16 protein-coding genes and 2 tRNA genes are annotated in these 14,979 nt (G+C 67.6%); 11 read left to right on the top strand and 7 right to left on the bottom strand.

The window, feature by feature from the left end; translation table 11 throughout:
- Window positions 1-8 precede the first annotated feature (8 nt).
- The 6 genes from FZ938_RS19425 (at window position 9) to FZ938_RS19400 (ending at window position 5,171) form a co-directional block, all read left to right on the top strand.
- Window positions 9-932: an ABC transporter permease subunit gene (locus FZ938_RS19425; RefSeq protein ID WP_174757514.1), complete on the top strand. Its 924-nt coding sequence runs from the start codon at window positions 9-11 to the stop codon at window positions 930-932.
- 4 nt (window positions 933-936) lie between these two features.
- The gene (locus FZ938_RS19420; RefSeq protein ID WP_149200106.1) at window positions 937-1,926 is read left to right on the top strand and encodes an ABC transporter ATP-binding protein; all 990 of its coding nucleotides are present in this window, start codon (window positions 937-939) and stop codon (window positions 1,924-1,926) included.
- Window positions 1,926-2,951: a peptide ABC transporter ATP-binding protein gene (locus FZ938_RS19415; protein WP_149200105.1), complete on the top strand. Its 1,026-nt coding sequence runs from the start codon at window positions 1,926-1,928 to the stop codon at window positions 2,949-2,951. The genes FZ938_RS19420 and FZ938_RS19415 overlap by 1 nt, the downstream gene beginning before the upstream one ends.
- Window positions 2,952-3,043: 92 nt before the next feature.
- Window positions 3,044-3,994 (top strand): lysozyme inhibitor LprI family protein, encoded by a 951-nt coding sequence (locus FZ938_RS19410; RefSeq protein ID WP_149200104.1) that lies wholly within the window; start codon window positions 3,044-3,046, stop codon window positions 3,992-3,994.
- A 97-nt stretch (window positions 3,995-4,091) separates the two neighbouring features.
- Window positions 4,092-4,580 (top strand): YajQ family cyclic di-GMP-binding protein, encoded by a 489-nt coding sequence (locus FZ938_RS19405; RefSeq protein WP_149200103.1) that lies wholly within the window; start codon window positions 4,092-4,094, stop codon window positions 4,578-4,580.
- 183 nt (window positions 4,581-4,763) lie between these two features.
- Window positions 4,764-5,171 carry a hypothetical protein gene (locus FZ938_RS19400; protein ID WP_149200102.1) on the top strand — a complete coding sequence of 136 codons (408 nt, stop codon included), beginning with the start codon at window positions 4,764-4,766 and terminating at the stop codon, window positions 5,169-5,171.
- 17 nt (window positions 5,172-5,188) lie between these two features.
- Here the strand turns inward: FZ938_RS19400 and FZ938_RS19395 are convergent, their stop codons facing one another.
- Window positions 5,189-5,401 (bottom strand): hypothetical protein, encoded by a 213-nt coding sequence (locus FZ938_RS19395; protein ID WP_211101120.1) that lies wholly within the window; start codon window positions 5,399-5,401, stop codon window positions 5,189-5,191.
- 376 nt (window positions 5,402-5,777) lie between these two features.
- Between FZ938_RS19395 and oxlT the strand changes: the two genes are divergently transcribed.
- Window positions 5,778-7,073, top strand: a complete 1,296-nt coding sequence (gene oxlT / locus FZ938_RS19390; protein ID WP_149200100.1) for an oxalate/formate MFS antiporter — start codon at window positions 5,778-5,780, stop codon at window positions 7,071-7,073.
- A gap of 13 nt (window positions 7,074-7,086) precedes the next feature.
- Here oxlT and FZ938_RS19385 read toward each other — a convergent pair whose 3' ends face one another.
- The 3 genes from FZ938_RS19385 to FZ938_RS19375 are packed head-to-tail and all read right to left on the bottom strand — an operon-like array spanning window position 7,087 to window position 9,000.
- On the bottom strand, window positions 7,087-7,977 hold the full coding sequence (locus FZ938_RS19385; protein ID WP_149200099.1) for a S49 family peptidase: 891 nt from the start codon (window positions 7,975-7,977) through the stop codon (window positions 7,087-7,089).
- Between the two features lie 49 nt (window positions 7,978-8,026).
- A complete protein-coding gene (locus FZ938_RS19380) occupies window positions 8,027-8,761 on the bottom strand; it encodes a tRNA1(Val) (adenine(37)-N6)-methyltransferase (RefSeq protein ID WP_246458035.1) in 735 nt (244 codons plus the stop codon).
- Between the two features lie 32 nt (window positions 8,762-8,793).
- On the bottom strand, window positions 8,794-9,000 hold the full coding sequence (locus FZ938_RS19375) for a putative signal transducing protein (RefSeq protein WP_109865295.1): 207 nt from the start codon (window positions 8,998-9,000) through the stop codon (window positions 8,794-8,796).
- A 117-nt stretch (window positions 9,001-9,117) separates the two neighbouring features.
- On the opposite strand from FZ938_RS19375, the gene FZ938_RS19370 reads away from it, so the two are divergent.
- The 3 genes from FZ938_RS19370 (at window position 9,118) to FZ938_RS19360 (ending at window position 10,601) form a co-directional block, all read left to right on the top strand.
- Window positions 9,118-10,134 carry a polyprenyl synthetase family protein gene (locus FZ938_RS19370; protein ID WP_109153361.1) on the top strand — a complete coding sequence of 339 codons (1,017 nt, stop codon included), beginning with the start codon at window positions 9,118-9,120 and terminating at the stop codon, window positions 10,132-10,134.
- Window positions 10,135-10,266: 132 nt separating this feature from the next.
- Window positions 10,267-10,343 (top strand) — tRNA-Pro (locus FZ938_RS19365).
- 181 nt (window positions 10,344-10,524) lie between these two features.
- Window positions 10,525-10,601: transfer RNA gene (locus tag FZ938_RS19360), tRNA-Pro, on the top strand.
- A gap of 59 nt (window positions 10,602-10,660) precedes the next feature.
- On the opposite strand, the gene FZ938_RS19355 is transcribed toward FZ938_RS19360, so the two are convergent.
- The 3 genes from FZ938_RS19355 to FZ938_RS19345 all read right to left on the bottom strand — a co-directional run bounded on the left by FZ938_RS19355 (window position 10,661) and on the right by FZ938_RS19345 (window position 13,579).
- The gene (locus tag FZ938_RS19355) at window positions 10,661-11,065 is read right to left on the bottom strand and encodes a carboxymuconolactone decarboxylase family protein (protein ID WP_174757516.1); all 405 of its coding nucleotides are present in this window, start codon (window positions 11,063-11,065) and stop codon (window positions 10,661-10,663) included.
- A 171-nt stretch (window positions 11,066-11,236) separates the two neighbouring features.
- Window positions 11,237-12,037 carry a metallophosphoesterase family protein gene (locus tag FZ938_RS19350; protein ID WP_149200096.1) on the bottom strand — a complete coding sequence of 267 codons (801 nt, stop codon included), beginning with the start codon at window positions 12,035-12,037 and terminating at the stop codon, window positions 11,237-11,239.
- 99 nt (window positions 12,038-12,136) lie between these two features.
- Window positions 12,137-13,579, bottom strand: coding sequence for a tetratricopeptide repeat protein (locus FZ938_RS19345; protein WP_149200095.1), 1,443 nt, complete (start codon window positions 13,577-13,579; stop codon window positions 12,137-12,139).
- Window positions 13,580-13,703: 124 nt separating this feature from the next.
- Between FZ938_RS19345 and FZ938_RS19340 the strand changes: the two genes are divergently transcribed.
- Window positions 13,704-14,966 carry an ABC transporter substrate-binding protein gene (locus FZ938_RS19340; protein ID WP_149200094.1) on the top strand — a complete coding sequence of 421 codons (1,263 nt, stop codon included), beginning with the start codon at window positions 13,704-13,706 and terminating at the stop codon, window positions 14,964-14,966.
- Window positions 14,967-14,979: the final 13 nt, after the last annotated feature.

The following is a 14,979-nucleotide window of genomic DNA, read 5'->3' as shown; positions in this document are numbered from 1 at the left end:
GCCAATCCATGTCCGCTGAATTTTCGACCAATGCAGAACCCGCCACCCCCGAACCGGTGGCCGTGTCGCGCCCGCCGCACCCGCTGACCGAGTTCTGGTATCACTTCCGCCAGAACAAGGGCGCGCTGGGCGGTCTGGTGGTGATCCTGCTGATCGCGCTTATCGCCATCTTCGCCGGCGTCATCGCCCCGCACGATCCCGACATCCAGTACCGCGATGCGATCCTGACCCCGCCGGTCTGGCAGGATGGCGGCACCTGGACCTACCTCCTCGGCACCGACGACATCGGCCGCGACATGCTGTCCCGCCTGATGTACGGCGCGCGGCTGTCGATGATGATCGGCCTGATCGTCGTCACCCTGTCGCTGGCTGTCGGGTTGGGGCTGGGGCTGATCGCCGGCTTCTTCGGCGGGATGGCCGACGTTCTGATCATGCGCGGCATGGACATCCTGCTGGCCCTGCCCTCGCTGCTGCTGGCCGTCGTGGTGGCCGCCATCCTCGGGCCGGGGCTGGTGAACGCCATGCTGGCGGTGTCGGTGGTGGTGATCCCGCACTATGCCCGCCTGACCCGCGCCGCGGTGATGGCGGAGGTGAACAAGGATTATGTCATCGCGTCGCGCGTCGCCGGGGCCGGGCCGATGCGCCTGATGCTGATTGTGGTTCTGCCGAACTGTCTGGCGCCGCTGATCGTGCAGGCGACGCTGGGCTTCTCCACCGCCATCCTGGACGCGGCCGCACTGGGCTTCCTCGGTCTCGGCGCCCAGCCGCCGACGCCGGAATGGGGCACCATGCTGGCCTCCTCGCTGCAGTTCCTCCAGCGCGCGCCCTGGGTCGTGACCTGGCCCGGCATCGCCATCCTGGTGACCGTGCTGGCCTTCAATTTGTTGGGCGACGGTCTTCGCGACGCGCTCGACCCCAAGCTGAAGCGTTGACCTCATGCCTCTTCTCGACATCAAGAACCTGTCGGTCGAGTTCACCACCCGCGCCGGCACCTTCCGCGCGGTGGATGGCATCGACCTGACCGTGGACGAAGGCGAGGTCGTCGGCATCGTCGGCGAATCCGGCTCCGGCAAGTCCGTGACCTCGCTGGCCGTGATGGGGCTTCTCGGCTCCAACGGCCGGGTGGTCGCCGACCGGATGACGTTCGCCGGCAACGACCTGCTCACCATGCCCGCCGCCCAGCGCCGGAAGATCACCGGCAAGGACGTCGCCATGGTCTTCCAGGAGCCGATGACCAGCCTGAACCCCTGCTTCACCGTCGGCTTCCAGATCATGGAGACCCTGCGGGTGCATGAGGGGCTGTCCGGCAAGGCGCTGCGCAACCGCGCCATCGCCCTGCTGGAGCAGGTTGGCATTCCGGCGCCGGAATCGCGCCTGTCCGCCTTCCCGCACCAGCTGTCGGGCGGCATGAGCCAGCGCGTGATGATCGCCATCGCCATCGCCTGCAACCCGCGCCTGCTGGTGGCGGACGAGCCGACGACCGCGCTGGACGTCACCATCCAGAAGCAGATCCTCGACCTGCTGGTCCAGTTGCAGCGCGAGCGCGGCATGGCGCTGATCCTGATCACCCACGACATGGGCGTGGTGGCGGAGACAGCGCAGCGCGTCGTCGTCATGTATGCCGGTCAGGTGGCGGAGACGCGGCCGGTCGGCGCCCTGTTCGAACGGCCGCGCCACCCCTACACCGGCGCCCTGCTCGACGCCCTGCCGGAGCGGGCGCTGGGCAAGCGCCGGCTGCCGACGATTCCCGGCATGGTGCCGGGCATCGCCGACCGGCCGGCCGGCTGCCTGTTCAGCCCGCGCTGCCGCTTCGCCGACGCCCGCTGCCGTGCCGAGCGCCCGGCCCTGTTCGATGTGGACGACGGGCGCGCCCGCTGTTTCTACCCGCTGCCGGACGGCCATCTCGCCGCCGGGGAGGCGCTGTGATGAGCACCCAGACCGAACCCCAGAACGGGCCCCATATCTTCGAGGCCGCGGCCGAGCGAACGGTCGTGCTGGAGGCGCGCGATCTGCGCAAGCACTATGCGGTCAAGCGCGGCGCCTTCAAGCCGCTGGCGACGGTGAAGGCGCTGGACGGCGTGTCCTTCCGCCTGCAGGCCGGCAAGACGCTGGCGGTGGTCGGCGAGTCGGGCTGCGGCAAGTCGACGCTGGCCCGCTCCGTCACCATGATCGAGCCGCCGACCTCGGGCGAGCTGCACTATGACGGCCGCGACGTGGTCGGGCGCAGCGCGGCGGAGATGAAGGAGCTGCGCCGCACGGTGCAGATGGTCTTCCAGAACCCCTACGGCTCGCTGAACCCGCGCAAGACGGTCGGATCGATCCTGACCGAGCCGCTGGTGATCAACACCGCCATGGACAAGCACGAGCGGCGCGACCGCGCGGTGGTCATGATGGGAAAGGTGGGCCTGCGTCCCGATCAGGTCGACCGCTACCCGCACATGTTCTCCGGCGGCCAGCGCCAGCGCATCGCCATCGCCCGCGCCCTGATGCTGAACCCGCGCGTCGTCGTGGCGGACGAGCCGGTGTCGGCGCTCGACGTGTCGATCCAGGCGCAGGTGCTGAACCTGATGATGGATCTGCAGGAGGAGCTGAACCTCGCCTACCTGTTCATCTCCCATGATCTCAGCGTCGTGCGGCACATCGCCGATTCGCTGATGGTGATGTATCTGGGCAAGCCGGTGGAGCATGGCGCCAAGGATGTGGTCTTCACCCGGCCGCGCCATCCCTACACCCGCATCCTGCTGGCGGCGACGCCGCGGGTGAACCCGGACCTGCGCATGGACCGGGTGGTGCCGAAGGGCGAATTGCCGTCGCCGCTGAACCCGCCGCCGGGCTGCGCGTTCCACAAGCGCTGCCCCTTCGCCACCGACCGCTGCGCCGCGGAGGTTCCGCCGCTGCGCACCGTGGACGAGCGGCTGGTCGCCTGCCATTACGCCGAAGAGATGAACTGACCGGCAGCGGACGAAATGACCCCGGCCGCTCTTGCCGCGGCCGGGTTGCCTCTGTTCCACTGTCGCAGTCTCCTTCGACCGGACACCGCAACATGGCCCGTCATTTCGCCGCCGCGTCCGCCTGCCTGCCGATCCTGCTTGCACTTGCCGGTCCGGCGGATGCCGCCAGCTTCGACTGCGGCAAGGCCGGCAGCGCGGTCGAAAAGTCGATCTGCTCGACCCCGGCGCTCGACGCCGCCGACGCGGCGATGGGCGCCGGCTACGAGGCGCTGCTCGGCGATCTGGCTGCCGACGAGGCGGGACGGAGCTTCGCCCGCGCCGGACAGCGCGCCTGGACCTTACGGCGCAACCGCGCCTGCGGCTTCGACGCCAAGGCCGGCAGCAATGCCGGTTCGGGCTATGACGATCCCGCCGATTGCCTGCAGGCGGAGACCGAACGGCGGACGAGGCAGCTTGCCGCCCTGCGGGCCGACCCCGCCCTGGGCGCGCGGCTGCGCACGAGGGTGCTGACCGAAGGACGTCCCGGCTCCAGCCTCCATATCAAGGCCGAACGGCCGGAGATCGCCGATCCGGCCCATCCCGGGGTGGTGGCTTTCAACGACACGGTGCGCCGCTTCGTCGATGGCGAAATCCGCCGGTTCCGCGAAAGCTCCGCCGATCTGCCCGACCGGATCGAAGCCGAATTGATCCTGACCGCCGACAGCTATGTCGTCACCCCCGCTCTGCTGTCCGTCCAGTTCCGTGGCGAGGGGGTGCAGGGCAACGGCTTCCGCTATGCCGCCGCGCTGACGGTGGATTTGGTGCGCGGGGATGTGCCGACCCCGGCGCGGATGTTCGGCGCGGAATCCTGGCTGACGGTGGCCATCGCGGCCTGCCGTAGAGAACTTGCCGCCGATCCGGATCTGGTTCCGGAATGCGACGGCCCCGACCTGCGGGATCCGCGCAGTTGGCGCTTCGAACCGGATCGGGCGGTGGCGACCCTGCTGCTGCCGGGCAAGGAACTGCGGGAAATCGCCATTCCCTTCCATCCGCCGACCCGTTGACGGGAACCCGGCCTCAGCTGTCTGTTGAGTGTGGCGGCCGTCTTCTTTACGGTGCGGCCGATTCGTTCTTCAGCCGTCCTATAGGGAGAGAGCCGCCATGCCGTCCTTCGACATCGTGTCCAAGACGGACGTCCACGAGGTCGACAACGCCATCGCCGGCGTCCGTCGCGAGATCGAGACCCGGTTCGACTTCAAGGGCTCCAAATGCACGGTCGAGCGGACCGAGAACGAGATCGTTCTGCTCGCCGACGATGCCACCAAGCTGGAGCAGATGCAGGAGCTGCTGCGCGTCTACGTGACCCGCCGCAAGCTGGATGCCGCCGCGCTGGACTTCTCCGCCAAGCCGGAGCGGGCGGCCGGTGACGCGCTGCGCCATGCCGTGACGATTAAGCAGGGAATTGCGCAGGATCTGGCGAAGACCATCGTCAAAGGGATCAAGGACAGCAAGATGAAGGTCCAGGTCTCGATCCAGGGCGACGAGCTGCGGGTGACCGGCAAGAAGCGCGACGACCTGCAGGACGCCATCGCCCTGGTCAAGCGGCTGGGCATCGAACAGCCGCTGCAGTACCAGAACTTTCGCGACTGATCGGCCGCGATTGATGGGCAAGGCTTGCCGGCCGCTGGGAAACTTCTGCCGGGCGGCTGGGTAATTTTTGCCGGTCAAATCGTCGCAGGGGTGGCCGTGAACCTTGCGCTCCGCCGGTTTTGTTGATGGCGTGATTTTTGCGTGTAGCCCTGCGGTTCGCCACTAACCGCAGGGAATCGTCCCATGTCGATGATGGCCAACAGCGAGGCCACGCAAGCCATGCGCATCAGGGCGGAAGACGTCCTGGAGCGCAAAGGGACGTCTGCGTCCCGGCAGGCGGGTGCGCTGGCCGGCCAGTTCGCGGCGATGCTGGAAACCCTGAACGGGGTGGGGGAGGCCGGTGCCTCCGGCGCCGACGGCACCGGGGTGGTGCCGAACGCCCAGCCCTCCGTCCGTCTCGGCGTCGGCGCCGTCACCCTGTTCGCCCAGGAAGACGGGCAGGGCGACGCCGCCATGGACCCCGCCGCGGCGGTGCCCGACCCCCAGGACCCGGCGACCGCGATGCAGGTGGTGGAAAGCGCCATCCAGGCCGGCGACGGATCGAACTTCCGCTGGCTGACCACTCTGCTGACGCAGAACTCCGCGGCGTAGCGCTTTAAGACGACCGCTCAGAAACCCCGCCCGAACTCGGCCCAGGACTGCGCGACATCCGGCGATTCCGGCTTGCGCTTGCCGCCGCCGTGACGGGTGCGGAAGCCGGCGAACAGTGCCGCCATTTCGATCCGCGGCAGGGCCTCGGCAAAGGTGAACCCGGCGGGAGCGATTCCGGCTGGCGCCAAGGTGGCGGGACCGGCGAACAGACGGCTCGGAATGCTCGACATCATGTGATTTCCCCTTGCTGCGGCACCGTTCGTCGGCGCCGTCGACCATGAGCGGATCATGCGCCCGGCCCTGCACCGCAGCAAGATATTCTGTATACCAGATACTGTATTTCAAATATGTGTTCGCTGCATGGCTCGGCCTTGACAGTTTTGTTCGCTTGCCAAGCAATGTGCGCATGCCTGCAATCGCGAAAAAGCGAGCCTTTTCAAGGCATTCCACGATGTGGAAAAGGATAACGCATTCGGTATCCGGTATTTGGAATACGTATTGTTGAGGCGCACAGTCATCTCCGAACGGCGCATGATGCGGTGCGATACGGATGGACCGCCGCACTCCGAGGACCCTGCGCCCCCACGTTCAACGGGACTTTGGGGCATGACCACAGAGACGACCGAAGACCGCGGTCTTCTGACAAACAAATGGTTCCAGCTCAGCGTCGGCCTGCTGTGCATGGCGATGATCGCCAACCTGCAATATGGCTGGACGCTGTTCGTCGATCCCATCGACGCCAAGCATGGCTGGGGGCGTGCAGCCATCCAGATCGCCTTTTCCATCTTCGTCTTCACCGAAACCTGGCTGGTCCCGGTCGAAGGCTGGTTCGTCGACCGCTACGGCCCGCAGGCGGTGGTGCTGGTCGGCAGTCTGCTGGTCGGCGGCTCCTGGGTGATCGACAGCCAGGCTTCCTCGTTGCCGATGCTCTACACCGCGGCGGTGATCTCCGGCATCGGCGCCGGCTGCGTCTATGGCACCTGCGTCGGCAACGCCCTGAAATGGTTCCCGCAGCAGCGCGGCCTGGCCGCCGGCGTCACCGCCGCCGGATTCGGCGCCGGTGCGGGCGCGACGGTCATTCCGATCGCCAACATGATCGCCAACCAGGGCTACGAGCATGCCTTCCTGGTCTTCGGCATCGGGCAGGGCGCGGTGATCTTCATGTTGTCCTTCTTCCTGCGCAAGGCGCCGAAGTCGAACGCCATGGCGCGCAAGACCGGCCCGGCCCAGACCAAGATCGACCATCCGCCGGCCCGCGTCATCCGCACGCCGGTCTTCTGGCTGCTCTATGTGATGTTCGTGATGGTGGCGTCCGGCGGCCTGATGGCGGCGGCCCAGATCGCGCCGATCGCCCATGACTTCCACGTCGCCGATTCGCCGATCAACATGTTCGGCTTCATCCTGCCGGCCCTGACGCTGGCGATTTCGCTGGACCGCGTGCTGGACGGCGCCGGACGGCCCTTCTTCGGCTGGGTGTCCGACCGCATCGGCCGCGAGAACACCATGTTCATCGCCTTCGGCACCGCCGCCATCGCCATCGTCCTGGTGACGCAGCTGGGCCGCAACCCGGTGGCGTTCGTGATCTTCACCGCGATGTTCTTCTGCGTGTTCGGCGAGATCTACAGCCTGTTCCCGGCGACCGCCGGCGACACCTTCGGCTCGAAGTTCGCGACGACCAACGCCGGCATGCTCTACACCGCCAAGGGCACGGCGGCGCTGCTGGTCCCGCTCAGCAGCATCATCGCCGGCCATTTCGGCTGGCAGGCCGTGTTCTACATCGCCGCCAGCTTCAATCTGGTGGCGGCGATCCTGGCGATGTTCGTCCTGAAGCCGCTGCGCGCCAGCTTCATCCAGGCCGACGATTACGGCTTGCAGTCGGCCGCCGTCACTGCGGACCGGTGACGGCAGACATCCGTCAAAGCCCCAGCTTCGCCCAGGCCGCCCAATCGTCCAGCGACTTGCGGGCGGCCGCCACCAGGGCATCAGCGAAGGCCTCATGCGCCCCGGCCTCCAGTGTCGGGGCGTTGCCGTTTCCAGCCCGCAGCCCCAGCCGCCGCAGCATGCTGCGCTCCTGCTGCACCACGCGCAGCCGCACCCTCTCGCCGAAACGTCCACGCATCACCGAGCGCAGATCGCCCAGCCCGTCGATCAGCCCGAGAGCCAGCGCCTTGCGCCCGGCCCAGAAGGCGCCGGAAAACAACTCCTCCTCCGATCCGGTCAGCCGCGTGCCGCGCCGTGCGCGCACCATCGCCTTGAACGCCTCGTGCACGTCGGCCTGCAGCGCCTTCAGATGGGCGACGCCGTCCTCGCGCTCCGGCGAGAAGGGGTCGAGCAGCACCTTCTTGTCGCCGGCGGTGTAGAGCCGCCGCTCGATGCCGTGGCGCTCGATCAGCGCATGCAGCCCGAAGCCCGACGACACCACGCCGATGGAGCCGACGATGGAGCTTTCGTCCGCCCAGATTTCGTCCGCCGCGCAGGCCAGCCAATAGCCGCCCGACGCCGCCGCGTCCTCGCAGAAGGCGAAGACCGGCACCTTCTTCTCCTCCGCCAGATCGCGGATGCGCTTGGCGATCAACGCCGACTGCACCGGCGACCCGCCCGGAGAATTGATGATCAGCGCCACCGCCTTCTGGTCCTTCGGCGCGAAGGCGCGTTCCAGCAGCGGGGCGACGCCGGCCAGCGACAAGCCGGAGCGGAAGGGGCCGCCCTGGCCGATGACGCCGGTCAGGCGGACGACGGACACCAGCGGCCCGGCCTTGCGCCAGGGGCCGAAGGGGAGTTTGGCGAGGAGGGATTGCAGGCTCATGCCGGCAGAGATGGGATTGAAGTCTTCCGATTGAAAGGCTCCGCCCCCGTTAAATAGCCAGCGCTTCGGCGTCCCTCAGGATCCGCTCCGCCGCCGGGCTGTAGCCACCTTCGGCCTTGTGCACGGTCAGGCCGGCGGTCAGGCGGGCGGGCGCCTTGCCGCCCTTGCGGGCGACCAGCAGCAGCCGCTTGGCCTCCACCCCCGGCTTGGGCCACAGCGGCACCAGGACGAGGCTGCCGAACCGGCCACGCAGCGCGTGCAGGATGTCGTCGATCCGGTCGGCGCGATGAACCATCGTCAGCGTGCCGCGCGGCTTCAGCATGCGGTCGGCGAAGCGCACCCAGTCGGCCAGCCCCGCCGGCCCTTCCACATTCGCCGCGGCCTTCCAGTCGTCGGGCGGGACGCTGGCGGCACCCGCCTTCAGATAAGGCGGATTCATCATCACACGGTCGAATCCGACGGTTCCCAGTGCCTCGGGCGGGGCCAGCAGGTCGCCCTGGACCACCGTCACCCGATCCGCAACGCCGCTGAGCGCGGCATTGCGGCGGGCGAAGTCGCAGGCGTCGGCCCGCTGTTCCAGCCCGACGACCGCCACGCCCGGCACCCGGACGGCGAGGCACAGTGCCGCAGCCCCGGTGCCGGTGCCGACATCCAGCACGCGCTCGCCGGCGGCGGCGGCGGTGATCGCGGCGAGGAAGACAGGATCGATGGCGGCGCGATAGCCGCCGTCCGGCTGGTGCAGCCTGACCCGGCCGTTCAGCAGGAAGTCCACCGGTGTTTCCACGCTTTGTTCCGGAGTCGTAACGATATGGCTGCTCACGCTTCGCCGGCCTCGCGCAGGATGCGGACGGCCTGTGCGGCGTCTTCCGTGTCGACCATCAGCCGCCGGGGAATGGCGCCGATGGAGCCCTCCAGGATGCTGGTGTGGCTGTCCAGCACGATGGCCTCGATGCCCGCGTCGGCCAGCAGGGCGACCAGCCAGGACAGGCGGACGGGGTCGGTGGTGCGCAACAGTTCGGTCATGGTGTCTCGGAAGAACGGGCGTCTCGAAAGAACGGGCCCCTGCGGACTTGACCGAAGAGGCTAGGCCGTTATGCTCCCTAGCGCAAATTCTGGCGTCAATCACCCGTGGAGTCGACCTTGGCGGTCGTGACCAACTTCGAGCCGAAACGGCGCAAGTCTACCCCGCTCGACGACCTGACCGCTTTGGTGGCCGAGGACCTCAGCGCCGTCAACCAGATCATCCTCGACCGCATGCAGTCGCAGGTCGAGATGATTCCCCAGCTGGCCGGCTATCTGATCGCGGCCGGCGGCAAGCGCCTGCGGCCGGTGCTGACGCTCGCCGCCGCCAACATGTGCGGTTATCAGGGGGAACATCACCGGCTGCTGGCGGCGGTGGTGGAGTTCATCCACAGCGCCACCCTGCTGCACGACGACGTGGTCGACGAAAGCGACCTGCGCCGCGGCATGGCCTCGGCCAACGCGGTGTTCGGCAACAAGGCCAGCGTGCTGGTCGGCGATTTCCTGTTCTCCCGCGCCTTCGAAATGATGGTGGAGGTGCAGTCGCTCGACGTGCTGCGCATCCTGTCCGGCGCCTCGGCCATCATCGCCGAGGGCGAGGTGCTGCAGCTGCGCACCACCAACGATACCGAGACCAGCGAGCAGGCCTATCTCGAGGTCATCAAGGGCAAGACGGCCGAGCTGTTCGCCGCCGCCTGCCGCGTCGGCGCCGTCGTCGCCAACCGCCCGCAGGCGGAGGAGCTGGCGCTCTACGACTACGGCATGAATCTCGGCATCGCCTTCCAGCTGGTCGACGACGTTCTGGATTATTCGGCCCTGCAGGCGAAGCTGGGCAAGACGGTCGGCGACGATTTCCGTGAGGGCAAGATCACCCTGCCGGTCGTGCTGGCCTTCCGCCGCGGCAACGACGAGGAACGCGCCTTCTGGCGCCGGGTGATGGAGGAGCTGGACCAGAAGGACGGCGACCTGGAACGTGCCCAGGCGCTGATGGCCCGCCACAACGCCCTGAAGGACACGGTGGAGCGGGCGCGCCATTACGGCTCCATCGCCCGCGACAGCCTGGGCCTGTTCGCCGACGGGCCGATCAAGCAGGCCCTGCTGGAAGTCATTGATTTCGTGATCGATCGCGATTTCTGACGGCGTCTCCGCCGGGCCGGGAGGGGGCCGGATCTTTTTGGACGATGACGCATTTTTTGCGTTGCGCGCCGGAGCGTGAGCGTTTATACACCCCCTCCACCGGCGGACGACACCGCCCGCCGGTGCCATGATCGGAGAGTAGCTCAGCCTGGTAGAGCACTGCTTTCGGGAGGCAGGGGCCGGAGGTTCGAATCCTCTCTCTCCGACCAACAAGACAAGGGCTTCCGGAGAAATCCGGGAGCCCTTCGTCGTTTCGGGGCTCCGCCAGGCATGGCAGAACGGCATGGCAAAAATGCAGCGGTCAGGCTGTGACTTTGCATTGCACGAACGGCCGGAACCGTTTATACACCCGCTCCACCGGCGGACGGCACCGCCTGCCGGTGCCATGATCGGAGAGTAGCTCAGCCTGGTAGAGCACTGCTTTCGGGAGGCAGGGGCCGGAGGTTCGAATCCTCTCTCTCCGACCAACAAGACAAGGGCTTCCGGAGTGATCCGGAAGCCCTTTGTCGTTTCGGACCGGTGCCGATCAGGCGGCGCGCTGCTGTTGCGACATCTGGCTCCGCACATGGTCGCAGGCCTGATCGACCTCCCGTGTGAAGGTGTCGTAATCCACCTGCATGCCATTCAGGTAGGCGCTCCAGCCCGCGCTGGACTTCGCGTAATGAACGGCGGCCTCGATCTCGTCCTGCGTTGCGCCGAACAGTTTGGCGAGCGCCGTATGATAGAAGGCGCAATACCGGCACTTCATGACGGCGGCAATCCCCAGACCGATCAGTTCGCGATACTTCTGTGGGATCGGCCCGTCATCGACCTGCACGGCCTTGAACAGGCGCCATTCGGCTTCGATGGTGGCGTCGGGCAGTTCCTTGAAGAAGGATGGAACCAGCCCGAAGATGTCGGTGATTTCCTGGTATACGGCTTGGCGATCCATATGCCCCTCCCTGAGGTGAGGCGTGGGCATGCCGCAAGATGTGCGGGCACGCTCGCGTCGAAGGCGGCCATTATGCGCCGTGAAACGTCGGCTGGACCTTTCCATGGCGGCAGATGTGCTTTTTAGTCCTTGTTCCGGCGCCGATTCCCCCAATTCCGGCCAGAGCCCCCCTCACACCGTGCACAAGAACCGCCGGTCCGTCCCTTCCAAAACCAGGGCGGTCAGGCGGTTGGTGGCGTAGGCGCCGGTGTCGATGCCGATGCGGTTGGACAGCAGTTCGGGCTCCGGCGCGATGGTGTGGCCATGGACGACCACCTTGCCATGATCGGCGCGCGACACCAGGAAGGCCTCGCGGATCCACAGCCGGTCCTGGTCCTCCTGCCGGTCGAGCGGGACGCCGGGGCGGACGCCGGCATGGACGAAATGATAGTCGCCGATGGTCAGGTGGCAGCGCAGACCGGTCAGGAAGGCGCGGTGATGGGCCGGCAGCAGGCTGTTCAGCATCATCTGCGCCTGCTGCAGATGCTCCATCGGCGCATCAGGGTCAGGGGCGGGGATGCCGTAGCTCTCCAGCGTCGTATCGCCGCCATAGGTCAGCCAGCCGGGCGCGACGCGCAGGTCCGACAGGAAGCCCAGCATGGTGTCCTCGTGGTTGCCGCGCAGGAACACCGCGCCGAAGGCCGGCGGCAGCCCGCAGGCGAGCCGTTCGATCACCAGCCGCGAGTCGGGACCGCGGTCGACATAGTCGCCGAGGAACACGAGGTATTTCAGCAGGTTCGGCGCCTGTTCGGCATCGCGGACGATCTGGCCCAGCATCTGGTCGAGCAGGTCGAGCCGGCCATGGATGTCGCCGACCGCATAGACGCGCATGCCGCGCGGCACCGATGCCGGTCCCGCCCGGCCGCCAAAAGGACCGGCCGAGGGAGCGCCCGAAATGGCCTCCGCCCACAGTTTGCGTGCCAAGCTCAACACGAGATCGTTCTCGAATTCGTCACATCCCGTCCCCTCACCTGTGTCCGGGCCGTTTCCCCTTCAAGGGGTTCCCGGCGTTGCACCGCATTTGCGCCGCTTTCAACCCATCGGCGATGCCGCCAGATCGCGCGACGACAGCAGCGGCCGGCGCAGCCGTCCGGCGGCGATGTCGGCGCGCAGCGCCTCGCCGTCCGCATTCCGCACGCGCTCCAACTCCGCCCGGTTCGCCTCGAAGAAGGGATTCTGCTCCGACGAGTTCGCCGGCCGGGCATGCTCCAGATGGTAGAGCGGTCCCGGCACCCGCTCGACGCCGAGCCCGAGCCGGCGGAAGCGCTCGACGATCTCGTCGTCCTCGAAGCCCCAGGACAGGAAGGCCTCGTTGTAGCCGCCGTTGGCGAGCAGCCGTTCCCGGTCGAAGAAGGCGCCGCCGCCGGGGGAATTGCGGTGCATCAGCGGGAAACGTGGGCAGACGGCGTTCAGCGGGGCCGCCGACAGGGTGTGGCCGAAGCGCAGGACCTCCCGGCCCATGATCCAGAAGAACAGCCCATTGTAGGGAAAGACCAGCCCGCCGCCCCGCCGCACGGCGTCGCGCGCCAGCACATACTGCACCGGGTCCACCACGATGTCGGTGTCGTGCAGGGCGACGATGGGCGTGTCGGCCGCCTCGGCCATGCGGTTGATGAGGTGGGCCTTGTGGGTGAAGGGCGTGTCGTTGCCGCGCAGATGCAGATGGCGGCAGCGGGCGGCCAGTTCGGGGCCCAGCGCGTCCGGAACGTCGCTCGGCCCGTCCTTGTCCTCGCCGATCAGCAGGATGGCGTCGACATGCTTCAGCAGGAAGCCGACGATCCAGCGCAGGTTGCGCCTGCGGTCGTCGCTGTCGGCGCGGAACGGGATCAGGATGGTGGTGTCGCGCAGATCGTGCCGTCCGTCCGGCAGCCGTGCCGCCATCGCCGCACGGCGGATTTGGAAGGCCTCCTCCTGCCGGGCCAGCCTTTCCCGCGACAGGTCGTCGGCGGGATTCAGCGCCAGCGCCATCTCGTAGAAATGCACCGCGGCGCCGGGCCGGCCCAGATCCGCTTCGATGTCGCCATGCTGGCGCCAGCCGGCGGGATAATGCGGGTGGCGATCCAGCAACGTGCCCAGCACCGCCAGCGCCTCGTCCAGGCGGCCGGCGCCCTGCAGGGCTTCGCTCAGGTGATATTCGGCATCGGGAAAATCGGGGCGCAGCGCCAGGGCGCGGCGGTAGGCGACGATTGCCTCCTCCGTCCGCAGGGCTCGATGGTGCAGGGTTCCCAGGTTGAACAGCGCGTCGGCATCGGGCGTCCGCTCCACCGAGCGGGTCAGCAGGTCCAGCGCCCGGTCCATGTCGCCCCGGCGGCCGGCGATGAAGCCCATCCGGTGCAGCGCCTCGGCATTGCCGGGGTCGGCATCGAGGATGCGGGCATAGAGGTCCTCCCCCTCGTCGAGGCGCCCGGATTTCAGGTGGTCGAGCGCGATGGCGAGCGCCTCGTCGAGGGTGACGGTCCGGCTGCCGTTGGGCATGAAGGTCATTCCGTTGCGTATTGAAGGACTTCGACGATTCCACTTTGACACGGAGGGGGCCGGCGGTGGACTCTTCGGTCGAACCGAACCGCTTTGCGACCAGCCAAAAGGCATCCGCAGCACCATGACCAACGATCATAAGAACCGCTCCACCGGAGGACTCGCCCTTTCCCGCCGCACGCTGGGCCAGGCCGCCATCGCCGGCGGCGTGCTGGCCGGCTTCGGCCGCGCCCCGGTTTTCGCCCAGGACACCACGCTGAAGGTCGGCGTGCTGCTGCCGCGCTCCGGCCTGCTGGCCCAGGCGGGTCAGGCCTGCCAGCGCGGCGCCGACATCGCGCCGGCGGTGCTGTCCGACCTCGGCTACAAGGTCGAAGTGATGTCGGCCGACACCGAATCGAACGCCGACGTCGCCCGCTCGCGCACGGAAAAGCTGATCAACGACGGCGCCCATGTCATCGTCGGCGCCTTCGACAGCGGCCAGACCGCCGCCGCCGCCCAGGTCTGCGAGCAGCGCGGCGTGCCGCTGGTGATGAACATCGCCGCCGCCGACAAGCTGACGGAGCAGGGCTACAAGACCGTCTTCCGCAATTTCCCGACCTCCACCATGCTGGTGTCGAACGGGATGTCGCTGATGAAGGACCTGTTCGCCGCCACCGGCACCACGCCGAAGACCGCCGTCTTCCTGCACGCCAACGACACCTTCGGCATGGCGAACAAGGCCGCCATCGACGCGCTGTTCCCCAAGCTGGACATGCCGTTCCAGATCGTCGAATCGATCTCCTACGACCCGCGGGCGCAGGATCTGGCGGTCGAGGTGGCGAAGGCCAAGGCCACCGGCGCCGAGCTTGCCATCGTCACCACCCGCGCCAACGACGCCATCATGATGGTGCGCGAGATGGTCAAGCAGCGCTGGGAGCCGAAGGGCATCGTCTCCCCCGGTTCGCCCGGCCTGTATGACGAACAGTTCTACAAGGTGCTGGGCAAGTACGCCGACTACGCCATCACCAACCTGCCCTGGTACGACCCCAAGGCGGCGATGACCAAGCGGGTCGAGGCGGCCTTCAAGAAGCAGTTCCCGAACGACCGGTTCGAGGGCTACGCCTTCAACGTCGCCTTCACCTTCGAGGCGATCCTGATCGCCGCCGACGCGTTCAAGCGCGCCGGCACGGCGGAGGCCTCGGCGATGCTGGCGGCGCTGCGCCAGACCAACCTGTCGGACAAGCTGATGGTCGGCCCGGCGATCACCTTCGACGAGAAGGGCCAGAACACCAACCTGATCTCCGCCTGCATCCAGAACCACAAGCTGCGCCCCACCGTGGTTCTGCCCAAGGCCTCGGCGGAAGCGGAGCCGGTGTTCCCGATGCCGGGCTGGGGCAAGCGGGCTTGATGTAAAGGTCTCC

It is taken from the genome of Azospirillum oryzae (assembly GCF_008364795.1).
In the GTDB taxonomy this organism is placed as follows: domain Bacteria; phylum Pseudomonadota; class Alphaproteobacteria; order Azospirillales; family Azospirillaceae; genus Azospirillum; species Azospirillum oryzae.
The sequence above is the reverse complement of the archived record's forward strand: the minus strand, read 5'-3'. Positions and strand labels throughout refer to the sequence as shown.